This window comes from Mesorhizobium sp. WSM4307, assembly GCF_007003945.1.
Taxonomy (GTDB): Bacteria; Pseudomonadota; Alphaproteobacteria; order Rhizobiales; family Rhizobiaceae; genus Mesorhizobium.
Map to the genome: position 1 here is coordinate 1 of NZ_VFTB01000011.1, position 23,236 is coordinate 23,236.

General features: G+C 62.6%; 22 protein-coding genes and 2 pseudogenes. 17 read left to right on the forward strand and 7 right to left on the reverse strand.

What is annotated here, in order from left to right:
• The 4 genes and pseudogenes from FJV83_RS25535 to FJV83_RS25550 form a co-directional block, all read left to right on the forward strand.
• Positions 1-203: pseudogene (locus FJV83_RS25535) on the forward strand (5-aminolevulinate synthase); the annotation flags it as partial.
• A 64-nt stretch (positions 204-267) separates the two neighbouring features.
• Complete coding sequence (locus FJV83_RS25540) at positions 268-702, forward strand: DUF2267 domain-containing protein (RefSeq protein ID WP_095775431.1); 435 nt, start codon at positions 268-270, stop codon at positions 700-702.
• A 3-nt stretch (positions 703-705) separates the two neighbouring features.
• Entirely contained in the window at positions 706-1,413 is a 708-nt protein-coding gene (locus tag FJV83_RS25545; protein WP_095775430.1) for a phosphoribosyltransferase, read from the forward strand.
• Positions 1,413-1,859 (forward strand): pyridoxamine 5'-phosphate oxidase family protein, encoded by a 447-nt coding sequence (locus tag FJV83_RS25550; RefSeq protein ID WP_095775429.1) that lies wholly within the window; start codon positions 1,413-1,415, stop codon positions 1,857-1,859. Before FJV83_RS25545 ends, FJV83_RS25550 begins: the two co-directional genes overlap by 1 nt.
• Positions 1,860-1,931: 72 nt before the next feature.
• Here the strand turns inward: FJV83_RS25550 and FJV83_RS25555 are convergent, their stop codons facing one another.
• Positions 1,932-2,768, reverse strand: coding sequence for a universal stress protein (locus FJV83_RS25555; protein WP_095775428.1), 837 nt, complete (start codon positions 2,766-2,768; stop codon positions 1,932-1,934).
• Positions 2,769-2,936: 168 nt separating this feature from the next.
• Here FJV83_RS25555 and FJV83_RS25560 point away from each other — a divergent pair, with 168 nt between their 5' ends.
• Both FJV83_RS25560 and FJV83_RS25565 read left to right on the forward strand, forming a co-directional pair.
• Complete coding sequence (locus FJV83_RS25560; RefSeq protein ID WP_095775427.1) at positions 2,937-3,335, forward strand: cytochrome c; 399 nt, start codon at positions 2,937-2,939, stop codon at positions 3,333-3,335.
• A gap of 113 nt (positions 3,336-3,448) precedes the next feature.
• On the forward strand, positions 3,449-4,942 hold the full coding sequence (locus FJV83_RS25565) for a bifunctional aminoglycoside phosphotransferase/ATP-binding protein (RefSeq protein ID WP_245318329.1): 1,494 nt from the start codon (positions 3,449-3,451) through the stop codon (positions 4,940-4,942).
• Positions 4,943-4,961: 19 nt separating this feature from the next.
• Here FJV83_RS25565 and FJV83_RS25570 read toward each other — a convergent pair.
• A pseudogene (locus FJV83_RS25570) lies at positions 4,962-7,633 on the reverse strand (bifunctional acetate--CoA ligase family protein/GNAT family N-acetyltransferase).
• A 166-nt stretch (positions 7,634-7,799) separates the two neighbouring features.
• Between FJV83_RS25570 and FJV83_RS25575 the strand changes: the two are divergent.
• From FJV83_RS25575 to FJV83_RS25595, 5 genes are all read left to right on the forward strand, one after another.
• Positions 7,800-9,653: a heavy metal translocating P-type ATPase gene (locus tag FJV83_RS25575; protein WP_142886222.1), complete on the forward strand. Its 1,854-nt coding sequence runs from the start codon at positions 7,800-7,802 to the stop codon at positions 9,651-9,653.
• Positions 9,654-9,680: 27 nt separating this feature from the next.
• Positions 9,681-10,130, forward strand: coding sequence for a thioredoxin TrxC (trxC, locus tag FJV83_RS25580; RefSeq protein ID WP_142886223.1), 450 nt, complete (start codon positions 9,681-9,683; stop codon positions 10,128-10,130).
• 14 nt (positions 10,131-10,144) lie between these two features.
• Positions 10,145-11,395 carry an MgtC/SapB family protein gene (locus tag FJV83_RS25585; RefSeq protein ID WP_142886224.1) on the forward strand — a complete coding sequence of 417 codons (1,251 nt, stop codon included), beginning with the start codon at positions 10,145-10,147 and terminating at the stop codon, positions 11,393-11,395.
• Positions 11,396-11,482: 87 nt separating this feature from the next.
• Positions 11,483-11,869: a hypothetical protein gene (locus FJV83_RS25590; RefSeq protein WP_095775423.1), complete on the forward strand. Its 387-nt coding sequence runs from the start codon at positions 11,483-11,485 to the stop codon at positions 11,867-11,869.
• A gap of 32 nt (positions 11,870-11,901) precedes the next feature.
• Entirely contained in the window at positions 11,902-12,492 is a 591-nt protein-coding gene (locus FJV83_RS25595) for an NAD(P)H-dependent oxidoreductase (protein ID WP_142886225.1), read from the forward strand.
• A 14-nt stretch (positions 12,493-12,506) separates the two neighbouring features.
• Here FJV83_RS25595 and FJV83_RS25600 read toward each other — a convergent pair whose 3' ends face one another.
• Together FJV83_RS25600 and FJV83_RS25605 are read right to left on the reverse strand one after the other, a co-directional pair.
• Positions 12,507-13,490 (reverse strand): zinc-dependent alcohol dehydrogenase family protein, encoded by a 984-nt coding sequence (locus FJV83_RS25600; RefSeq protein WP_142886321.1) that lies wholly within the window; start codon positions 13,488-13,490, stop codon positions 12,507-12,509.
• A 196-nt stretch (positions 13,491-13,686) separates the two neighbouring features.
• Positions 13,687-14,184, reverse strand: coding sequence for a sulfocyanin-like copper-binding protein (locus FJV83_RS25605; protein ID WP_095775421.1), 498 nt, complete (start codon positions 14,182-14,184; stop codon positions 13,687-13,689).
• Positions 14,185-14,444: 260 nt separating this feature from the next.
• Here FJV83_RS25605 and FJV83_RS25610 point away from each other — a divergent pair, with 260 nt between their 5' ends.
• The 6 genes from FJV83_RS25610 to arcC all read left to right on the forward strand — a co-directional run bounded on the left by FJV83_RS25610 (position 14,445) and on the right by arcC (position 20,197).
• Complete coding sequence (locus tag FJV83_RS25610) at positions 14,445-14,723, forward strand: PepSY domain-containing protein (protein WP_095775420.1); 279 nt, start codon at positions 14,445-14,447, stop codon at positions 14,721-14,723.
• Between the two features lie 43 nt (positions 14,724-14,766).
• Positions 14,767-15,297, forward strand: a complete 531-nt coding sequence (locus FJV83_RS25615) for a cytochrome b/b6 domain-containing protein (protein WP_095775419.1) — start codon at positions 14,767-14,769, stop codon at positions 15,295-15,297.
• 179 nt (positions 15,298-15,476) lie between these two features.
• Positions 15,477-17,000 carry an arginine-ornithine antiporter gene (gene arcD / locus FJV83_RS25620; RefSeq protein WP_245318327.1) on the forward strand — a complete coding sequence of 508 codons (1,524 nt, stop codon included), beginning with the start codon at positions 15,477-15,479 and terminating at the stop codon, positions 16,998-17,000.
• Between the two features lie 27 nt (positions 17,001-17,027).
• A complete protein-coding gene (locus FJV83_RS25625) occupies positions 17,028-18,242 on the forward strand; it encodes an arginine deiminase (RefSeq protein ID WP_095775417.1) in 1,215 nt (404 codons plus the stop codon).
• A 16-nt stretch (positions 18,243-18,258) separates the two neighbouring features.
• Positions 18,259-19,260 (forward strand): ornithine carbamoyltransferase, encoded by a 1,002-nt coding sequence (gene argF, locus FJV83_RS25630; protein ID WP_142886226.1) that lies wholly within the window; start codon positions 18,259-18,261, stop codon positions 19,258-19,260.
• 1 nt (position 19,261) lies between these two features.
• The gene (arcC, locus tag FJV83_RS25635; RefSeq protein WP_095789723.1) at positions 19,262-20,197 is read left to right on the forward strand and encodes a carbamate kinase; all 936 of its coding nucleotides are present in this window, start codon (positions 19,262-19,264) and stop codon (positions 20,195-20,197) included.
• On the opposite strand, the gene FJV83_RS25640 is transcribed toward arcC, so the two are convergent.
• The 3 genes from FJV83_RS25640 to FJV83_RS25650 form a co-directional block, all read right to left on the reverse strand.
• Positions 20,194-20,703 (reverse strand): hydrolase, encoded by a 510-nt coding sequence (locus FJV83_RS25640; RefSeq protein WP_095775414.1) that lies wholly within the window; start codon positions 20,701-20,703, stop codon positions 20,194-20,196. The genes arcC and FJV83_RS25640 overlap by 4 nt on opposite strands.
• Before the next feature lie 80 nt (positions 20,704-20,783).
• The gene (locus tag FJV83_RS25645) at positions 20,784-22,190 is read right to left on the reverse strand and encodes a bifunctional serine/threonine-protein kinase/universal stress protein (RefSeq protein WP_142876813.1); all 1,407 of its coding nucleotides are present in this window, start codon (positions 22,188-22,190) and stop codon (positions 20,784-20,786) included.
• Between the two features lie 14 nt (positions 22,191-22,204).
• The gene (locus FJV83_RS25650) at positions 22,205-22,945 is read right to left on the reverse strand and encodes a metallophosphoesterase family protein (protein WP_095775412.1); all 741 of its coding nucleotides are present in this window, start codon (positions 22,943-22,945) and stop codon (positions 22,205-22,207) included.
• Positions 22,946-23,236 lie beyond the last annotated feature (291 nt).

Here is a 23,236-nt window from a genome sequence, read left to right on the forward strand (position 1 = left end):
ACTACCCGACCGTGCCGCGCGGCACCGAACGTCTGCGCATCACGCCGACACCGTTCCATTCCGATGCGCTGATCGCCAAGCTGCAGGACGCGCTGGTCGAGACCTGGGACGCGCTCGGCATTCCCTACGGCTCGGCAGGACGGCCCATTGTTGCGAAGAGCGATCGGATCGTTCCGCTGATCATGGCGAAGGCCGGAGGCTGAAGCGGCCATGTGCTCAGTCGTCTTCATCCATTTCGGCTTCCTCTGAATTTTAGGGAGTAGAACCATGAGCCACATGTCCCACACCTCTTTTTCCGGCTTCACCCACGCTGCGCAGCAGGCACAGCAGTGGGTAAAAGAGCTCGCCGCTGATCTCCGCTGGAGCGAGCCAAGTGCATGCCGGCTTCTAAGGTCCGTTCTGCACGCGATGCGAGATTGGTTGCCGCCGGCGGAAACGGCCGATTTCTCGGCGCAACTGCCCGTTTTGATTCGCGGCATATACTTCGAGGGCTGGGCCCCATCGGCGCCTGGGCATGAGCGCAAGAAGCGTGATTTTGTCCTCTGCGTCAGGAACAGCTTCGGCTACGATGACGACGTCGATTTCGACGTCGCCATCAGGGCGGTGTTCAAGCTGCTCGATCGCCATATATCGCATGGTGAGATCACTCAGGTGAGAAACTCGATGAAGAAGTCCCTTCGCGAACTCTGGCCGGCGGATTGAACAATGTTTCGCGACCGTAAGCAGGCAGGAGAGAGACTCGGCATCGAATTGGCCGGGCTCGATCTTTGCCAGCCGGTCGTTCTCGCGCTGCCTCGCGGTGGGGTTCCTGTCGCCGCCGAAGTCGCCAAAGCCCTGGGCGCGCCTCTCGACGTACTCGTCGTCCGCAAAGTCGGTGCCCCGGGCAACGCGGAACTGGCGGTAGCCGCTGTCGTGGATGGCAATCCACCCGACGTCGTGCTCAACCGGGAGATCGTCGAGGCTTATGCGCTCGACGATGCCGAACTTGCCTCGCTGGTCGCTCTCGAACGCCCGGAACTCGAACGTCGGCGCCTCGCCTACAAGGGTAATCGCAGGTCGTTGTCAGTAGGAGGTAAAACGGTGATCCTCGTCGACGACGGGGCAGCAACCGGAACGACCATGAAAGTCGCCATACGCGCGCTCAGGCACCGGGCGCCCAGGGAGATCATCGTGGCGGTTCCGGTGTCTCCTCCGGATACATTGGCCGATTTGGCGACGGAGGCCGATCGCGTGGTATGTCTTAGCCAGCCAGGGCGGTTCCGTGCATTGGGTTATCACTACCTGCGGTTCCCGCAGCTTTCCGACAGTGAAGTGACAGCCGCGCTGGATGAGGCTGGCCGGCTGTACAAGACCCGCAAGCGCCATATGGTGGGCGACGGGTCGGCGGCAGAGAAGAACAGGAGATCACATTGATGCTGGTCCGCACGCTTTCTGCCTTGGAATGCACGAAAATCCTGACGGCCAATCGTGTTGGCCGCCTGGCATGCGCGAAGGACGGGCAGCCCTACGTCGTGCCCCTCTACTATGCCCATTCGGATGCTCATCTTTATGCTTTTTCCATGCCAGGCAAAAAAATCGAATGGATGCGGGCCAATCCGCTGGTGTCGGTCCAGGTCGACGAACACGGGCAGGGCCGAGGATGGAGAAGCGTCATTGTCGATGGTCGATATGAAGAGCTGCCGGATCGTATCGGGTACAAGCTTCAGCGGGATCATGCCTGGTCTGTGTTGAGCAAGCACACCGACTGGTGGGAACCCGGCTCACTCAAGCCGGTCGCGCCTCCCGCTGCCGACAATGCACCGCATGTTTTCTTCCGGATTCTGATCGAGCAGGTCTCCGGGCGAGAGGCGAGCGAGTAGATACGCGACCCTTCAAGAATGGGAGCGGGCCGGCGCAAACCGCACCGGCCCGCTTTTTCCTCGTGCGAACCGCTACCGCGCCATCAAGACCGGCAGCGATTGCCCCTCAAGCATCGACTTGGTGACGCCGCCGAAAACGCGTTCGCGCAACCGGGAATGACCGTAGGCACCCATGACCATCAGCTCGGCCGCAACGTCGCCGGCATGCTGGCGAAGCACTTCGGCAACCGAATGGTTCGAGCTCGGCAGCCGGTCAACCGTAACCTTCACGCCGTGCCGGGCAAGATAGGTCGCGGCATCGGCCCCCGGTTCGGCCCCGTGATGGAATTCGCCCTCCAACGGATCGACCATCACGAGGCGCACGTCATCGGCGCCTTTCAGCAGATCCAGCGACTCGCGAACAGCGCGCGATGACTCAAGGCGAGCGTCCCATGCGACCAGGATGCGTTTCGGTGTCAGCGTTGGCCGCGAGCCCTCGGGAACCACGAGCATGGGCTTTCCCGATGAGAACAAGACGCCCTCGATGACCTTATCCTTCAAAGTGTGGCCGGCCAGCAGATCCGGCCCCAGAATGGTCAGATCGGCGTAGCGAGCACGCCTCCCGATCACGTCGTCGGCCCATCCAATGTCGGGATAGTCGTCACTCAGATCAGCCGATACCGCACTTCGGGAAAGAAAGGCGGCGACATCCGAAATTCGTTTCTCAAGCCTCTTCAGCTCGGCCTGCCGCTCCTCCAGCCAGGCTGGCGAGACGACAGCAGCATACTCACCACCCGAGGGCGGTGCGGCAATCTCGAGGACGAGCACGGAAAGGTGCGCATCGATCTGTTCGCACAGGTCAGCGGCGAGCTTCAGATCGCCCCCGCCCTGGTTCGGCCCGGTAACTGTAAGCAGTGTCCTGAAAGTCACGCCGACTCCTGATTTCGAGTGAAGGTTCAGTCGTGATGTCAGTCATTAGCGGCGGCGCCCGGTGATTTCATTGCGCTGAGTCAAACACCGGAGTGGCGGCATTTGATCCGTGTCAACGTGCGGGGAAGCCAACGCTGTAGTTTCGGTCGATCAATCGGGGAAACGCAGATGAAATTCCTGATCGCGGCGATTCTGGCGGGATTGGCCCTCAACGCGGCTGGCGCCCAGGAACTCGGCAACGGCAAGGTGGAATATATGAACTCATGCGCCGTCTGCCATGGCCCAGACGGCAAGGGCGACGGCCCGTTGGGCGACGAGTTGTTGAAGCGGCCGAGCGACCTGACGCGCCTCTCCAGGCGCAATGGCGGCGAATTCCCCTATTGGCGCGTTTTTGCCGTCATCGACGGTCGCGGCATGGTGCCGGCGCATGGCGATCGCGACATGCCGGTCTGGGGCCGGCAATTCCTTCCCGGTGACGTGAAGAAATATGGCCCGAATGCCGGGGAAATCGTCACCAGGGAACGGATCCATGATCTGGCCGGTTATGTTGAGACGTTGCAGCAATGAAAGCACAAGGCGCAAACAGTCTCAGCACGATGCCGGCATGGAAGAGGCCGGACATAGTCGTTGACGAGCAGCAATCCGCTATCGCGTTCCTGCTTGATCCCGCCTCCTATGGCATGACGGGACCGGTCGAAGCGATCGAGACCCATATATCGCGAATTTTCTTGATTGGTGGACGTGCCTTTAAGATCAAACGGGCGGTCAAGCTGCCCTATGTCGATTTCTCGACGCCAGCACTAAGGCTGGCCGCTTGCGAGAAAGAGGTGGAACTCAACGCCAAGACCGCACCCGGCCTTTATCTGGGCGTGCGGCGCATTACCCGCGAAGTCGACGGCAAACTCGTTTTCGATGGTGCCGGCCAAATGGTCGATGCGGTGATCGAGATGGTCCGGTTTGATCAGTCGAGGCTCCTTGATCGGATGGCGACCGCAGGAGAACTGACGCCAGCGTTGATGACGGCCGTCGCACGCATGGTCGTGGGATATCATCGTGCCGCGCCGAAGATCCACAACGGCACCGGCTCGTTCAATTTGATGGGCGTGCTCGACATCAACGAGGCCGGCTTTGGCACCAGCCATGTTTTTACAAAGCGGGAGATCGAGACGTTTGCCGCGGCTTTCCGCACCGCACTCGCGCGCCATTCCGGATTGCTGGATCGCCGGGAGGCTGCGGGCAAAATCCGCCAGTGTCATGGCGATCTGCACCTGCGCAACATCTGCCTTTTCGATGGCGAGCCTCGCCTCTTCGATTGCATCGAATTCAATGACCAGATCGCCAGCATCGATGTCTTGTACGACCTTGCCTTCTTGCTGATGGACCTTTGGCATCGCGGTTTCCCAGAGCTCGCCAATCTCGTGATGAACCGCTACCTCGACGAGGCCGATGACGAGGATGGCTTTGTCCTGCTGCCTTTCTTCATGGCGGTGCGCGCAGCGGTGCGCGCGCATGTCACAGCCACCCAGGTCGAGGAAGGCAGCGCCGATTCCGGCAAATTGACTGCCGAGGCCCGATCCTATTTCGAACTGGCCCGAACATTTCTGCAGCAAACGCCGCCGAGGCTCGTTGCCATCGGCGGCCTCAGTGGTTCAGGCAAGACGACTATTGCCGAGGCGCTCGCCGCCCACGTCGGTGCGCCGCCCGGAGCGCGCATAGTCGAAAGCGACCGCATCCGCAAAGCGATGCACGGCGTCCCCGCCGAGACCAGGCTGCCGGACAAGGCCTACCGACCGGATGTGTCCGACCGCGTCTACAACGAAATGGCATGGCGCGCCGGCCTGATTCTCTCCGAGGGCGGCTCGGTTGTAGCTGATGCGGTCTTCGACAGACCGGCCGATCGTGAGCGGATCGAGAAGGCGGCGCGAGACCGGGGTATTCCATTCTTCGGTTTCTGGCTGGAGGCGGATCCACTCGTCCTTTGGCAACGGGTCAGCGAACGCAAGGGCGGTCCCTCGGATGCAACGGTGGATATCCTCTCGCGTCAATTGCAGCGAAAAGCCGGCAAGGCCAGCTGGCGCAGGACCGATTCCGATCGAAAGCCCGTCGACATCGCCGCGGAACTGAGGAGATGTTGGCAGCGCGATGCTTCCGAGACCTTGCGCACGGCCTCCTGACTGTTGCGGATGATCGACCTCAACCGAGTTCGAGCTTGGCCTCGACAAGCCCCGGCTCGTTCGGAAGGCGCATGATGGAGAAGCCGAATTCACGGCACATTGCCAGCATCTTGCTGTTCTCACTGAGCACGATACCTTCGATGCAGCGGATCCCGTCGGCCTTTGCATAATCGATGATCTGGCTGAGCAACTCCCAACCCAGACCATGACCCTGCAAGTCCGTCCGCACCAGCAACGCGTATTCGGCGCTGACGTGGTCGGGATCGCAGGACAAGCGGCTGATGCCTGCCAGCGCGCCAGTGCTCGTGTCCAATGCGACGAAAGCCATGTTGCGGTCGTAGTCGAGCTGGGTGAGCCGCTTCAACATCTGGTCGGAGAAGCCTTTGCGCGGCGACAGAAACCGCAGGCGCAGATCGTCGGGCGAAATCCTGCCGAGGAATTCGGGATAGAGCGCAATGTCCGCCGGCCTGATCGGCCGGATACGATAGCGAGCGCCTCCTGCCGAAATTTCCTTCTCCCAACTTGACGGGTAAGGCCGGATGCACAGTGCGGGATTTGGCCCGGCTTCATCCACGCGCTCCGGTTCGATCTCGATGCGTGCATCCAATGCGATCACACCGTCGGTGTCGGCGAGCAACGGATTGATGTCCATTGATACGAGGCACGGAAAGTCGACGACCATCTGCGACAGCCCGTTGAGCACCGCGACGATCGCCTGCCGATCCGCGGGTTTGCGATCGCGGAATCCGGCGAGCAGCCGGCCGATCCGCGTTTGCCCGATCAGGTCACCGGCAAGAACGTCGTCGAGCGGCGGCAACGCGATTGCGGTATCGTCGGTCACTTCAACGGCGACGCCACCCGCCCCGAACAGCAGAACCGGGCCGAAAATTGGATCGCGGCTGACACCAAGGATCAGTTCCTGAGCCTGCTTTCGCACCACCATCGGCTGTACGGCATAACCCTCGATATCGGCCTGGGGGTCGTGCTTGCGCAACCGGGCCTTCACCGAGCGGGCGGCCTCCTCGGCTGCCGCCGCGGATGCTATGCCGAGCACCACCCCGCCAATGTCCGATTTGTGCGAGATCGCCTTTGACAGCAGCTTGACGACGACCTGCTCGGATGTCTTGAGAAGCCGGCTCGCCGCTTTCCCCGCTTCGGCAGGGGATCTGGCGATGATCGTTTCGGGCACCGGGATGCCGTAGGCGGAAATCGCCGCCTTGGCCTCGGGTTCGGTCAGCATGCACCGGCCTTCCCTGGCGACCCGCCTGAATAGGGCAAGCCCCGCTTCTCGACCGCTCGTGGCGGCCTCGCCGTGGCTCGACGGCGTACGCAGCAGGGCCCGCTGCGCTCGCGACCAGTCGGCGAGGTAGGATACGGCCGTCGCGGCATCAGCGGGTGTCTCGAGGCTGGCAATCCCGGCGTCCTGAAGAACACGTCGCCCTTCGCGCGCCGTGTGTTCGCCAAGCCAGCAGGTCAGGACCGGTTTGCCGCCGATCTTGCCGTCCTGCGCGAGCGTTGCCACCGCGCTTGCCGCGGCGAGCGGCGAGCCGAGCCCGGTCGGGCAGTTCATGACCAGGACAACGTCGGTCCCAGCATCGGCCGCGATGGCCTCGACCGCGGCCCGGTAACGCTCAGGCGGAGCGTCGCCGATGATGTCGACCGGATTGGCATGCGACCATGTGGCCGGCAGGACGGCATCCAGGCGGGCAATCGTTCCCGGTGCGAGTTCGGCCAGTTCCCCGTTGCAGTCGACAAGTTGGTCGACGGCAAGCACGCCGGCGCCACCGCCATTGGTGACGATGCCGACGCGGGCTCGCTCCAGCGGAGCGAAGCGGGCGGTCGTTTCAACCGCATCGAACAACTCGGCCAGGCCTTTGACGCGCAGGATGCCTGCGCGCAGCAATGCGGCATCGACCACACGATCCGCCCCGGACAGCGCGCCGGTATGGGTGGCGGCGGCCTTGGCCGCCTGCTCGTGCCGGCCCGATTTGATAACGATCACCGGCTTGAGGCGCGCGCCGCCGACATGAACTTGCGCGGATTGGGAATGGTTTCGAGATACATCACGATGGCGTGGGTGTGCATGTCGCCCGCCAGCATGTCGAGGCAGTCCCCCACATCGACATCGGCCATGTCGCCGAGCGAGACGATCTGGGAGAAGCCGACATTGTTATCGCCTGCCCAGTCGATCAGCGACGTGGCAATGGCGCCTGATTGCGACAGCAGTGCGATGTTGCCAGGCTTGGCGGCCATATGCGCAAATCCGGCGTTGAGTTTGACGGGCGGGATCATCAGTCCGACCGTATTCGGCCCGATGATGCGGAACAGTGTGGGCTTGGCAGCGTCGAGCATGGCCTGACGCAGGCCGTTCTCGCGGGTAAGCCCGGCGGTGATCACGACCGCGGCCCGCGTCCCCCTGTCACCGAGCTCGCGCACGATGCCGGGAACCGTGTCCGGCGGCGTGACGATGACACCGAGGTCTGGAATATCAGGCAGAACGGCAGTCTTGGCGTAGCACGGCCGATTTGCAATTTCGGAATATTTCGGGTTGACCGGCCAGATCTCGCCTTCAAAGCCGCCGTTGACGATGTTGTCGAACACGACACGGCCGACCGAGCCGTCACGCCCTGATGCACCGAAGATGGCGACCGACTTCGGAGCGAACGCATATTCGAGATTTCGGATCGTCACCCCTATGCCTCCTGTTCGTAGCGATAATCGCCTGTCGATCTTGCCCGTTCGTTGCGTTGGATCAAAGTCTTCACCAGCCTATCGGGACTAGCTGTTTGCTTGAGTTCGACACGCCCGTCAGTGCCAGCGAAAATTGGTGGGCATCGATCAAATCGGAAGGCATCGCATGAACGAGTCCACTCTGCGGCGCGCATTGCTGGTCATCGCGATCCTGGGTTTCGCTGGCGGCATCGGAGCCTGGCGAAGCGGGCTCGGGCCCTTTGATGCCGGCACGATCTGGACGGTGGCCACCTTGCCCGTGGTGGCGGCTCTCGCCATCTCCATTCTGCGTGATTTCTGGATCGGCCGCTTTGGTGTCGATGCAATTGCGTTGGTGTCCATGTCCGCCGCGCTGCTGCTTGGACAACCGCTGGCCGCGATAGTGGTCGCCATCATGTATGCCGGCGGCACCGTGCTCGAGGATTTTGCCCGCGGCCGTGCCGAGCGGAACCTCAAGGCACTCACCGACCGGTCACCGCGTGTCGCACACCGCGAATCGACACACGGAACGGAAAGGATTTCCGTCGAAAAGGTCGTTGTCGGCGACACCCTTCTGGTACGCGCCGGCGAACTGCTTCCGGTCGACGGTATCCTGCTCGATGCTTCAGCCTCGATCGATGAGTCCGCGGTGACCGGAGAGCCGCTGCCGGAACGACGGACCGCGGGCGACATGCTGCGTAGCGGTACTGTCAATGCGGGCGAGACCTTCAGCATGCGGGCTTCGGTCCTCGCCGAGGAAAGCACTTATGCAGCGATCGTGCGCATGGTCGCCGCAGCACAGACCGCGAAATCTCCGTTCATTCGCATGGCGGACCGCTTTGCCCTGTTCCTGTTGCCAGCCACTCTGCTGGTTTCCGGCGCCGCCTGGTATATTTCCGGCGACCCGATCAGGGCGCTTGCGGTGCTGGTCGTCGCAACGCCCTGCCCGCTCATCCTCGCTGCTCCTGTTGCGTTCATCGGCGGCGTCTCGCGAGCCGCACGGGCCGGCATCCTGATGAAAGGCAGCACGGCCCTGGAGGCCCTCGCGCAAGCCCGAACAGCGATCTTCGACAAGACGGGGACCTTGACCATCGGCGGCGCCGAGCTCATCGAAATCGAAGCCGCGCCCGGCCGCGACGCGAACCATCTGCTGCGCCTGTTGGCATCCCTGGAGCAGGCCTCGCACCATGTGCTCGCCGACTCGATCATCCGGACGGCGCGCGGCAGACAGCTGATGCTTTCGCCTCCGCGTGATGTCCGCGAGCATCGCGGCGCGGGCCTGAAGGGTCGGGTCGAAAACATGGCGATCGCGGCGGGATCGCGGGCTCTCGTGCTCGCCGACAAGCCGCTGCCCGGCTGGGCGAAAAGCGGCGAAGAAAAATACCGGGACGAGCCGGTGCTCAGGATTTTTGTCGCACTTGGCGGACGACTTGCCGGCGTGTTTACTTTCGGCGATGCGATGCGTGCCGATGCACACGACACGCTCGTCAACCTGCGCTCGGCCGGCATCACGCGCATGGTCCTGCTGACGGGTGATGACGGTGCCGCCGCAAAGCGTATCTCTTCCATGCTGGATTTGGACGCCGTCGTCGCCGATGCCATTCCCGCGGACAAGGTCGCGATCGTTGAGGCCGAGAAAGCAAGAGCGCCGACAATGATGGTTGGCGATGGCATCAACGATGCGCCCGCCCTTGCCGCGGCGACGGTCGGCGTCGCCATGGGCGCGCGCGGGGCGACAGCCTCGTCCGAAGCGGCCGATGTCATCGTTCTCACCGACCGGCTGGGGCCTGTCGCCGAGGCGGTGCGGATCGCCCGACGGACGCGTGCGATCGCCCTGCAGAGCATCGTTGTCGGGCTGGCGCTCTCGGGTGTGGCAATGGCTGCGGCGGCCATGGGGCAGATCGCACCGGTGGCAGGTGCATTGCTTCAGGAAGGGATCGACGTGGCGGTCATCTTGAACGCACTGCGCGCCCTTGGCGACGGACGTCTCCGGCGCGCATAGTGGACAACAACGGATCGGTGAACGGGCATGGCACAACAGAATCTGGTGGTTTGCGGCAAATGCGGCGGGGTCAATCGCCTGCCGCCGGCGCGCAATGCCGACGAGGCCAAATGCGGAAAGTGCGGGAACAGGCTGTTTTCAGGTCACCCGCTGGACGTCGACGCCAAGGCGTTCGACCACGAGATTGCGCGCAGCAGTATTCCCGTTGTCGTCGACATCTGGGCACCATGGTGTGGCCCGTGCAAGATGATGGCTCCGGCCTACGAAGCGGCGGCGCGCGAACTGGAGCCACATGTTCGCCTGCTCAAGCTCAACTCAGACAATGAGCAGGCTGTTGCGGCAAGGCTCGGCATTCGCGGCATCCCGACGATGATCCTCTTCCATGGCGGGCGTGAAATCGCGCGCACATCAGGCGCAATGACGGCAGGTCAGATCGTCAGGTGGGTTCGCGACCGCCTGCCGACGGTCGCCGCCTGAAAGCCGCAGCGGCGATGGATCCGCTCATCGCCCGGCTCGGACTGGCCCTGGCAATTGGCTTGCTCGTCGGATTGGAACGTGGCTGGCGCGAGCGGGAGGCGCCCGATCGCAGCCGCACGGCGGGCATTCGGACCTTTGGCATATCCGGCCTGCTCGGCGGCGTTCTGGCCGCACTCGCCAACGCATTCGGTGCAGTATCGGTGCTGGTCGGCGGGTTCATCGCCTTTGCCGCAATCTTTGCCTGGTATAAGGCGCGCGAAGCTGCCCATGACGAGGATTTCAGCGTCACGAGCGTGATCGCGGCCCTTGGTGTTTTTGCGCTGGGCGCGCTTTCGGTCACCGACGACTATCGGGCGGCTGCCGCCGGCGGTGCGGCATTGGCGGCAATCCTGGCCAGCCGAGAGGTCCTGCACGGCCTGCTGAAGCGACTGACCTGGATCGAACTGCGATCGGCTCTCATCCTGGCGGTGATGACGGCGGTCGTCCTGCCTTTGCTGCCGAACCGGACGATGGACCCGTGGGGAGGTTTCAATCCGTGGGAGGTCTGGTTCCTGACGGTGCTGATGGCCTCGATTTCGTTCGCTGGCTATGTGGCTGTTCGCATCCTGGGAAATACGCGCGGCCTGCTCGTCAGTTCGCTCGCCGGGGCGATCGTCTCGTCCACCGCCGTGACTTTGGCGCTTGCCCGCAACGCCGCTTCGGCAAGCAACCCGCTTTCGCTCGCAGGAGCGGCATCATTGGCTGCATTGGTTTCCGTGCTCCGCGTCTGCGCCGTGGTTCTGATCATCGAGCCGAGCGTCTTCGCCTGGGTCGGCATTCCGGCCATCGCGGCTGCCCTCGTCTTCGCTGCCTGCGGCGCATTGCTGCTGACCCGCGACAAAGGGAATGGCGAAGGGAGCGCCATGGCACGCAATCCCTTCGAACTTGGCCCATTGCTGCTCTTCGCCTTGCTCTTCGCGATCGTCGCGACCGCGAGCGCCGGATTGGCCGCCCAATTCGGCGGGCGCGGCTTGCTGGCGAGTTCGGCGCTTGCAGGTACGTTCGATGTCGATGTTGCGGTGCTCGGCGCGTTGCGCCTGGTCAAGCATTCCGTGTCCATCGAGACGGTGGGCCGGGCCGTACTCGCGGCGCTGGCGGCAAATGCTGTCGCCCGGCTGTCACTCGCGGTATTTGCCGGTCCGGTCAGATTCTGGGTGCCTCTGGCCGGCGCAACCCTGGCCGCTGCGGCCGCCGGCTACGGCGCCATGCTGTTGCTCGGCACCTGAAAGACGCGTGGCGACCGGGTGTTGTTTGATGCGGATCAAGGGCTAGGTCCAGCCCCCGCTCTATGAAACTCCGTAAAGGAGTTTGCCATGACCAGTCTGAAGGATCTCACCCCCAAATTCCGCCACGTCCGGCTGCTGCTGGCCCGTGAAAAGGGTCACCCGGAAGGCGACCGCGAAGAGGGCTATGACGTGCTGGCTCCGCTGACCGGCGAAGGCCGGATCGATGCGGAAGAGTGGAAATCGCACAGGGCTTCCTGTCGCGTTCGCCGCTTCCGCACCGGCGAGGAGGACCTGATCGGCAGATTGAGGCGCAAGCCGGGCGGACAATGGTATTTCGACTACGCCGAAGGCGATCGCGACGACGAAATCGGCTTTCATCTCGGCGACGAACGGTTCGTGACCGGCGAATATGTGTCGATCGAGCGCAACGGCGCCATGCACACCTACCAGGTGGCACGGGTCGAGCGGCCTTGACGCCGCGACGACAGATTTGCTGCGAGTAGACCATGTCGCGACGCATCCTCATTGTGGTCGGCCATCCCGACCCGTCCCCCGAGCGGCTCTGCCGCGGCCTTGCCAAAGCCTATGGCGATGGGGCGGAGAAGGCGGGACACGCCGTGCGCCGGGTCGATCTGGCGGCGCTCGATTTTCCAATGCTGCGGACAATGCAGGAGTTCGAGCATGGTGCGGTTCCCGCCGGCCTCAGGGAGGCCGCCGACGCGATCGTCTGGGCCGAGCACATCGTCTTTGTCTTTCCACTGTGGCTCGGAACCATGCCGGCCATGCTCAAGGCATTCCTGGAACAGGTCATGCGGCCGGGAACCGCCTTTGCCTACCCGGACAAGGGCGGCGGCTTCACCAAGACATTGCTTCGCGGCCGCTCCGCACGAGTCGTGGTGACGATGGGCATGCCTGCCGTTCTCTACCGCCTGTGGTTCCTTGGACATGGCCTGGCCGGCATGCGGCGGAGCATCCTGCATTTCGTCGGCATCAGTCCGGTGCGTGAGACATTGTTCGGCATGGTCGCCGGCGCCGGCGATGCGACCCGTGCGAAGTGGATCCGGCAAATGCGCGGTCTGGGACGACGGGCCGGATAATTCTCGACTGTCAATCACGGCACCAGGACGGCAGCGCCGCTCAATCTGCCTTGCCTCAGATCGTCCAGTGCCTGATTGGCCTGTTCCAGCGGGTACACCTTGGTGTGCGTGTGCACCTGGGCGCGCCTGGCAATGGGAAAGAACTGTTCCGCGTCGCGGCGCGTCAGGTTTGCCACCGACACCATTTCACGCTCTTGCCAGAGCAACTCATAGGCCATCGCCGGAATGTCGCTCATGTGGATGCCGCCGCAAACCACCCTGCCGCCCTTGCGGACAGCGCCAAGCGCGATCGGCACCAGGTCACCGACGGGAGCGAAGATGATCGCGGCATCGAGCTGCCTTGGCGGAAGTTCATCAGACCCGCCCGCCCAGGTCGCTCCGAGCGAACGAGCAAATTCCTGTGCTTGCTTGTCACCCGGCCGGGTGACAGCGAAGATCTCACGACCTTGCCAGATCGCGATCTGGGCGACGATATGCGCGGCAGCGCCGAAGCCGTAGATCCCGAGCCGCTTGCCGTCACCGGCCTTCTTCAGGCATCGCCAGCCGATCAGGCCAGCGCAAAGCAACGGCGCCAGCGATACGGGATCGGCATCCCGGTCCAGATCGAAAGCGAATTGCGCGTCCGCAATGACATGGCTGGCGAAGCCGCCATCGCGCGTGTAGCCCGTGAAATCCGGCTGATCGCAAAGGTTTTCACTCCCTGCGAGGCAGTAGGGACAATGCCCGCAAGTGTGACCGAGCCAAGGTACGCCAACTCGGCGCCCCACCCTGGACCGCGCGACGCCCTTGCCCACAGAATCGACGATGCCGACGATTTCGTGACCCGGAATGAGCGGCAGTTTTGGATGACGCAGATCCCCATCAATCACGTGCAGATCAGTGCGACAGACAGCGCATGCCTCGACCTTCAGCCTTATCTCGCCCGTCCCAGGCATGGGATCGGGCCTGTCGACCAGCTTCAAGGGGGCGCCGACCTTTTCGAGCACCATCGCTTTCATGACGCGCTCCATACGCCGCAGGAAAAAATGCCCAGACCGCCCAATCCGTCTGTTTCGTCGAGCCAACGCTCGGCCCAACCGTTGACCTTCCCTTCGGTCGCAACCTTGCCGTCCTGCGGCAGCCAAACCGACAGGACCGGCGATCCCGGCGAGCTTTCAAAAACTGCGACAATCGCAGGGTCGCCAGGTTCAAGGCCTATGGATCGACAGTGAATTCGGTCCACATGCCGGCTCCATAGTGACCCGGTACGTTGCAGACAAGCAGGTATTTTCCAGCCTTCAGTTCGACGGTCAATGCGCCTGATTTGCCGGGATCGAGCTCTGAAACCTCGCCCTTGTCGCCTGCTTTGTCTTCGTCGACCCGGTTCTCGGCATCCAGATAGGGAAGCGGCTTGCCGGGATCGGCAAGATACATGACGATCATTTCGTGAACGGTGTCCTTGGAGTCATTTTTCACGTTGAATGTGACCTCCCCGGCCTTCACCGCTCCGGGGGAAGCCTTCATACCCATGGTGGCCTTCGAAAGATCGATCCCGGGCGTCGCATAAGCGAGCCCCATGGGCATTTGCACGCTTGCCCCCTTGTCCCACAAAGAGACCTGGACAATCGAAGCAGCCCGGGTCGCGCTGGCGCTGCCGAGCATAAGCATTATGGCGGCAAGCCCAAGCGAAGCTCTCCTCAACATGGTTTTCATGACTTTTCTCCTTGGGATAGTAGCAGAAGCGCTCTGTATCCCGGCCACCATCCTGCTCGCGGCGCCACCCGCGATCCTTGCGCCAAATCAAACCGACCGGCGGTGAGCCCGATCGGCGATGCCGAAGCCGCTGTCAGCCAGTTGTCAGGTTGAATTGGCTATCCCGCACCAATGACGGTCATACCGCCGTCTGGCCGAACCGGTCGAAATCCACCCCTCAAGGCGCAACATCAGCGCCCAACCTCTCGAATGGAGCCATTATGTATCGCACACTCGTCCTCGCCGCGCTCGCCGGCATGCTTGCAGGACCGGCGCTCGCTGCTGGCGGCAGCTGCAGCACCGCGCCGAAATCACAGTTCAAGCCCAAGGCAACGCTCGAGGCGCAATTGACCGGCGAAGGTCTCACCGTCCGCCAGATCAAGGTCGAGAAGGGTTGCTATGAAGTCTACGCAGTCGACAAGGCCGGCAAGAAAGTGAATCTCGCCTACAATGCCGAGACCCTTGAAAAGCTCGATAATGCCGAAGCCGGCGAAAACTGACCGGAACGCTTCAATAGCGGCGGACGCGCAACCATCGCTGGAGATGGTGCGCGTCTGGGACCGAGTCGTGCGAGGCTTTCACTGGGCGCTGGTGCTCAGCTTCGTCACGGCCTGGCTCACTTCCCATTCTTCGGAGGACGTCCACTATTGGGCTGGCTACACTGCTGCCGGGCTGGTCGTGACGCGGCTCGTGTGGGGTGTCCTTGGCACACCCTATGCGCGCTTCTCGCAATTCGTGCGTGACCCGGAAACGGTGCTGCGCTACCTCTGGGCGTTGCTGCACGGTCGCGAAGCCCGCTACATCGGCCACAACCCTGCCGGCGGCGCAATGATACTCATGCTGATCGCGGCGATGGGTTCAACCGCACTGACCGGTTGGCTGATGACGACGGACGCCTATTTCGGCGTGTCGTGGGTCGAAACGATGCACAGCCTCAGCGCACACGGCCTACTTCTGCTGGTCCTTTTCCATATAGGCGGCGTCGTTCTGGCAAGCTTTCGCCATCGCGAAAACCTGGTACGGGCCATGATCACGGGGCGAAAACGCAAAGCCGAGCCGGCAGACATTGCCTGACAGCCATTAACCGACCGGATCCGATTTGCGCCCTGGACGATTTCTGGGGCGCAAGTCGGTCGCTCCTGTTCGACATGGCTCGGAAAGCACGCGATGCGACCCAGAAACCGGAACACCATCGCCACTCTTTTATTCAGCTTTATTCAGCAAAGGCTTATTGACCCGCATCAAAGCCGTTGGTGCTGGCTTCCTGTCTATTGCCTCCCATCAGAGCCTTCAGATTAGGGAGAGCGTCCATGACTACGACTGATATCAACGTCCCAGTTCGGAGAGTCGCGACTGCGGCGCCAACGAAACTTCGTGTAGGAGCCCTCACCGCACTGGTGATCGGTTCGATGGTCGGCTCCGGCGTATTCAGCCTTCCGCAAAATATGGCTGCAGGGGCCGCCCCCCTTGCCATCCTGATCGGCTGGGCGATCACAGCCGTGGGCATGCTGGCACTGGTCTTCGTCTATCAATCGCTAGCCACCCGCAAGCCCGAGCTGGACGCAGGGCCCTACGCCTACGCCAAGGCCGGCTTCGGCCCCTTCATCGGCTTCAACAGCGCCTGGGGCTACTGGATCAGCGCCTGGGTCGGCAACGTCTCCTACGCAGTGATCGTGTTCAGCGCGTTGTCCTATTTCTTTCCGGCCTTCGGTGATGGGAACACATGGCAGGCGGTGCTCGGCGCATCGATCCTGCTTTGGCTGATCCACGTCCTGGTTCTCGCCGGTATCCGGCAGGCAGCGATCGTGAACCTCATCGTCACGGCGGCAAAGATCGCTCCGATCGTCCTGTTCGTCGGGGTTGTCGTGGTTGCCTTCAAACTGCAAGTCTGGTCGCTCGACTTCACCGGTCTGGGCAACGCCAGTCTCGGTTCGATCACCGCACAGGTGAAGAGCACGATGCTGGTGACCCTGTGGGTGTTCATCGGCATCGAAGGCGCCAGCGTCTTTTCCGGCCGCGCAGAACGTCGCAAGGACATCGCCACGGCAACTGTTCTCGGCTTCTTCACCTGCCTTGCGCTCTACGCCCTGGTGTCGCTGCTGTCGCTCGGGATCCTCAGCCAACCCGAGCTCGCAGTGCTGAAGAATCCGTCTATGGCGGGCGTGCTGGAAGCGGTTGTCGGTCCCTTCGGCGCTATCCTGATCAACCTCGCGCTTGTGGTATCGGTGGTTGGCGCCTTCCTGAGCTGGACGCTGCTCGCGGCAGAAATTCCACATGTCGCCGCCAAGGATGGGACAATGCCGAAATTCTTCGGCCGTGAAAGCGATCGCGGTGTGCCGGCGACCTCACTTCTGATCACCAACCTCCTTGTCCAGGCTTTCCTGGTGATCACGCTGTTCGCGCAAAGCACCTATCAGGCATTGTTCTACATCGCGTCGGCCGCAATCCTTGTTCCCTATATCTTTTCTGGAGCTTACGCTGCCAAGCTCGCGCTGACCGGCGAGAGCTACGAGAGCGGCGAGCAACGCACTGGCCCGCTTTTGGCCGGGTTGGTGGCAACGGTCTACGGCTTGTGGCTCGTCTATGCAGCAGGCCCGGCCTACCTGTTCATGTGCGCGATCCTCTATGCCCCAGGCATCATCTTCTACGTCTGGGCGCGCCGTGAAACCAATCAGCGCGTGTTCCATACCGCCGAGGCCGCCCTCGCCGGGATCCTCATCGCGGTCGCCATCCTCGCGGTCTACGAGATGTGGACCGGCGCCGTCAGTCCGCTGTGAGAGGCCCGCTGTGCGAGGGTTGACGCGATGACAAGCCTGGGTGTCCATTCCGAAGTCGGCCGGCTGCGCGAGGTGATGGTCCACCGTCCGGACCTCAGCCTACGCAGGCTGACACCGGACAACTGCAAGGCGCTGCTCTTCGACGACGTGCTGTGGGTCAAGCGGGCCCGCCACGAGCACGACGTCTTCGTCGATTCCTTGCGCGAACGCGGCGTGCTGGTGCATTCCTTCGGGGAACTCCTGGCTGAGACAATGCGCCTGAGCAAGGCGCGCGACTGGCTCCTCGACCGCCGGATTCATCCCGGCGTCGTCGGGCTGGACATGGTCGGCGAACTGCGGGGATGGCTCAACGAGATGTCATCGGAGCAATTGTCGTCCTGCCTTGTCGGCGGCATTGCCCGGGCAGAGCTTCCTTTCGAACCCAAAGGGCTGACCGGAAGGACGCTCGCTCCTCAAGATTTCGTAGTGCCGCCGCTGCCGAACCAGCTTTTCACGCGTGACAGCTCCTGCTGGATCTACGGGTCGGTCTCGGTCAATTCCATGTATTGGCCTGCAAGGCGCCCGGAGGCGGCCAATGTCGAAGCCGTCTACCGCTTCCATCCCCGCTTCCGCGACAGCGGGGTGCCCTTTGTTTCGCCGGATCTGGGAACAGGAACCAGCCTGGAAGGCGGCGACGTCATGCCGATCGGTGGTGGAGCGGTTCTCGTCGGCATGGGCGAGCGCACCACGCCGCAAGCCGTCGGCGATCTCGCGCGCAGCCTGTTTGCCTCCGGCGAGGCGACGCGTGTGATTGCTGCGCTGATGCCCAGGGACCGAAGTTTCATGCATCTCGACACCGTCTTCACTTTCTGCGATCGCGACCTTGTCACGTTGTATCCGCCGGTGGTCGACCGGATGCGCACTTTCTCACTGCGGCCTGGCGATGGAGAGACGGCCGTCGAGGTCACCGATGAGGCAAAGCCGTTCACGACGGTGGTTGCGGAAGCCCTTGGTCTGAAGTCGCTGCGCATCATCGCCACCGGCGGCGACCGCTACGAGGCCGAGCGCGAGCAATGGGATGATGGCAACAACGTCGTTGCGGTCGAGCCCGGCGTGGTCATCGGCTACGACCGCAACGTCTACACCAACACACTGCTGCGCCGTGCCGGGATTGAAGTGATCACGGTCGAAGGCGCCGAACTCAGCCGCGGCCGAGGCGGCGGGCACTGCATGACCTGCCCGATTGTGCGCGACCCGATCTGAACCGAAAGGAATTCCCATGTCGATCAATCTTCATGGCCGCTCCGTCCTGACCTTGGACGATCTCACGGCCGACGAGATCCGTTTCCTGCTGAAGCTCGCAGCCGACCTGAAGGCAGCCAAGCTCGCCGGCCACGAAATCCCGCGTCTTGTCCGGAAGAACATCGCGTTGATCTTCGAGAAGGATTCGACGCGCACGCGGACCGGGTTCGAGGTAGCGGCCTATGACCAGGGCGCTCATGTTACCTATTTCGGCCCCACCGGCAGTCATATCGGCCACAAGGAATCGATGAAGGATACTGCTCGCGTGCTCGGCCGGATGTACGACGCGATCGAATACCGAGGCTTTGGCCAGCATCAGGCCGAACTGCTTGCCGCGCATGCCGGCGTGCCCGTCTACAACGGCCTCACCGATGAGGCGCATCCGACCCAGATTCTCGCCGACTTCATGACCATGCGCGAATTCACGCACAAGCATCTTTCTGACATGACCGTCGCCTTCGTTGGCGAAGGGCGCGACAATGTCGCGCTGTCGCTGGCGCTTGGAGCTGCCAAGGTCGGCATCGACATGCGCATAGCCTCACCAAGGGAGCTCTGGCCGGATGAGGCATTCTGCGCCCATGTCCGAGGGCTGGCAGCACAAAGCGACGGCCGCTTCCGGCTCGACGAGGACGTGTCGAGTTGCGTGCAGGATGCTGATTTCATCTACACCGACGTGTGGATGTCGATGGGCGAGGACAAATCGGGCTGGGCCGAGCGCATTCGCCTTCTGACACCATATCGGGTCACCGGCGAGGTGATGGCTGCCGCCGGCAATCCCCACGTCAAATTCATGCATTGCCTGCCGGCGTTCCACGACACCGGTACCGAGATCGGCGAGTTCATCGCAAAGGAGTACGGCATCGACTGCATGGAGGTCACCGACGACGTATTCGAGTCGGCTGCGTCGATTGTCTTCGACCAGGCCGAAAACCGGATGCACACGATCAAGGCCCTGCTCGTCGCAACGATCGGCAACTGAGATGCTTGTCGTTGTTGCGCTCGGCGGAAACGCATTGCTGCGTCGTGGAGAACCGATGACAGCCGACAACCAGCGCGCCAACATCGTGCGCGCCGCTTCGGTGCTCGCGGAACTTGTCGACGAAGGGCACTCGATTGTCGTCACACACGGCAATGGGCCTCAGGTGGGACTTCTGGCCCTGCAGGCAGCGGCAACGTCGGACGGCGGCACGTTTCCGCTTGACGTGCTTGGCGCCGAGAGCGCCGGCATGATCGGTTACGTGATCGAGCAGGAGCTCGGCAACCTCCTCAAGGAGAGGCTTTTTGCGACCCTGCTGACGCAGGTGAAAGTAGATCCGCAAGATCAGGCTTTCGCTCACCCGACGAAGCCGATCGGCCCGGTCTACGACAAGGCAACCGCGCATAGGCTTGCCGGCGAGCGCGGCTGGCAGATCGCGCCCGATGGCGAAAAATGGCGCCGTGTCGTGGCCTCGCCCAAGCCGTTGGAGATTCTGGAAGCGTCCGTGATTTCGTTTTTGGTCGAACGTGGCGTGATCGTCGTCTGCACCGGCGGCGGCGGGGTTCCGGTGATAGCCCGGGATGACGGCAGTCTTTGCGGCGTGGAGGCCGTCATCGACAAGGATCTGGCAAGCTCGCTTCTCGCTCGCGCGTTAAAGGCCGACATGCTGCTCATGCTGACGGATGTCGACGCCGTCTATGTCGACTATGGAACGGCTGCCGCGCATGCGCTTCGGCGCGTGACCGCCAAGGAGATCTCGGAACGGAATTTTCCAGCCGGCTCCATGGGGCCCAAGGTCGGTGCCGCAATCGAATTCGCTGAAGAAACGGGGAAACCCGCGGCGATCGGCAAGCTCGATGACGCCGTCGCAATCGTCAGAGGGGAACGCGGTACCTGGGTCGAGCCCGGCGCTCCAGCCACCGAACCTGGACGATCCTAGGCCACCGCCGCGATGGCGACGACATAGTTCTTGCCGTAGGCTTCGGCGCATTTCGGGCATGTCGTGTAGAAGAAATAGACCTCGCGCCCCTCTGCGTTTCGATGACGCGCAATTTCCCGCATTTCTTCGTCCCACGCCCTCGCCTGGCTGTATGGCCCCTCGAACAATTTGGTCACATAGTCGCCGCTCAGCGTGGTCATCTCTTCGTTGGCGACAGGTTTCGAGGCCGCAAACAGATGCTCGCTGCTCCAGGGCGAGACATCCCTGCTGAGAACGATGAGCTGATCGGGATCGGAAGCACCGGCGTCCTCGATGTGTTTGTTGACGCGCGCGAAGACGCTGCCCATGTTCACCGGGATATGCATGACGCTGTGGGTCGTGGCTTTGACAAACCGTTTGTCCCTGAAGTGCAGTTCCTGACCGTCCCAGCCCTCGGGATTGAATCTGGGGCAGCAACCGGTCGTGTTGACGCTGGCGTCGTATCGAGGCGTTGCATTCGTCTGCATGGCTCTTCTCCATTTGAACAGCCATCTGACGGGCAAGGACACCAGCCTTCCTTGATCGGAGTCAAACGCCCTGGAACGCATCAAAGCGGCCGCGCTTGTTCCTCGACGACCTTCAGTCGGACCACCGAGACCGAGCAAAGAGCCTGTGCGACCACTTTGGTCGAAACGCTGCCGAGGTGGCGGCGGATTGCCGAAGATGCCCGGGCACCAACGACGATGTGGCCGACGTCATTGTGCTCGGCATAGTCGAGGATCGCATCAGCGGGGCTGACCGCTTCGAGCACATGATAACTGATGCGGTCTTCCGGCAGATGAAGTGGGTGAGCCCAATCCTTCAGCGCCACCAGCCGTTTCAAGTAGACGGGGCGTCCGGATTCGTCGACCGCCCGCGTCTCGCCTATGATCTCGGTCCTCAGGACCGTCACGCAGGCCAGCCGGGAATCCTCGCGCGAAGCAAGCACACGAGCGGTTTCATTGAGGACCTCGCCCGCCAGCGCATCGCTGCCATTGGCCAGATCGACCGCGGCGAGGACAATAGACGGGCCGGCCTGCGCCCTCGACAAGGTCGGCTTGCCTACAAGCGATCTGTCATCCGTCTTGCGAAACAGCCTGGCGATCGCCGCCCATACTCCCTTGTCCTGGGGTTTGCGCCTTGCGACCACCACCTGGTCGGGGTTCCTCAGGTCGGACAGAAGGTGCGCCGCCTCGACATATCGTCGAGACCTGTCCACTTCCATGCATCTCAGGATGATGGCTTCCAGCCAACGCGGAATGGCATCGTTGATATCTCTCGGCGACCTTGGAGCGTGATAGAGCCTGCGCTTCATCCCCGCAAAAGTCGCCGGCCGCCCGAACGGCTCCTCGCCCGTTGCCAGCTGATAGAGGATGCAACCCAGAGCAAACAAGTCACTTGCAGGATCGGACCGCTCTCCGAGCACCTGTTCTGGTGAAATATAGGCGGCCGTGCCCATCGGCACCGAGCTTTCCGCGCCGAGAAGATCGGGAAGCTCCGCGTGCCAAGCGAGCCCGAAGTCGAGGAGCACTGCCCCGCGCTCGGCGAGAATGACATTCTCGGGTTTGAGATCGAGATGGACGACCTTCTGCCGGTGCAGGGCAGCGAGTGCGGTCGCGATCTCGGCGCCGATCCTTGTCACCTCGTCCACGGGGAGCGGCGCGTTGCCGACGAGATCCGCCAGGCCGGTGCCCGCCACGAACTCCATGGCAAGATAGGGCACCCGCGACAAGCTGCCGGCTGCTGCAAAACGCGGCACATGCGGGCCTGACAGGCGTTTGAGGATCAGCTCCTCAGCCTCGAAACCGAGGATGACGGAAACCTCCCCGCCCGGGTCGAGAAACGGTATCTTCAGCACAAGCGGGAATTCGTATCGCGGGTTGGTCGCCCGCCAGAGCGAGGCCATGCCGCCGGCAGGCAGCTTTTCCACCAGCTCGAAGCCATCGATGACTGCCCCTGCCTCAAACCGTTGCATGGGAATACGTCTCCTCAGCGGCCGATCTTCAAACGCATGCCAAGCCAACCGGGCAGACCGGCGGCCTGGATCTTGCGTGCCGTTTCTTCATGATCATAGGGGACACGAACCATCGTGACCTCGTGGCGTTGCGGGTCGACAAGAACAAAGCATGCCGCCGGGTTGCCATCGCGAGGTTGACCAACAGCGCCGGCAATTATCAGATGCCTCCTCAGCGCCGACAGTGGCGCCGCAACGTTGTCCAGCGGCTGAAAATGCATCGGTCGACGCCCGGGTAACGCATAATAGATGGCCGGGACGTGGGTATGGCCGCAGAAAATGAACTGGGCATCCGTTGAAGACAGGCAGCGTTCTGCCGCATCGACGTCGCGTATATACGACCATCTTTCTGGCCTCTCGGCACTGGCGTGCACATACAGCCGGTTCTCGGATTGCAGTGAAAGCGGCAATCGCGCCAGGAAATCGAGGTGCGTGGAAGCGAGGCGTTCACGGGTCCACTGGGCCGCGAACCGTGCATTCTCAGTCATGTTGCTCAGGTTCCGCGCCACTGCCTCGTCGTGGTTGCCCATGATGCAAAGCGCGCCGCGCGCCACCAGATCGATGGCCTTCTCGATCACATAGATGGGATCCGGCCCGTAGCCGACCAGATCGCCGAGCAACACCACCTCGTCCGGATCGTGCCTTCGGACGGCCTCCAGGGCTGCGTCGAACGCCTCGCGATTGGCATGGATATCAGACAGGATCGCGATGCGCATTCAACCTATCCCGAGCGTAGGCAAACCATAGGCAACCGGCGGCGCGAATGATTTGATCCGGCTCAACACCCATGCGCGAGATAATCGGGAGGAGCAATAACCAAGCTGCCAACCACGACAGTCGCATCCGCGGAGCCGGTATATCGCGGATATCACGACACCATCTGCAAAGTCGAAGACGCAGGGTCGGATGGCAGCGGGATCGCAGCCGACGCCAGGGCGGCCGCCTGACGTCCAGGCCTCGCCTAGGTAGTTTCCCGTAGGGACATAACCGAATTTCGGCACCCGCCG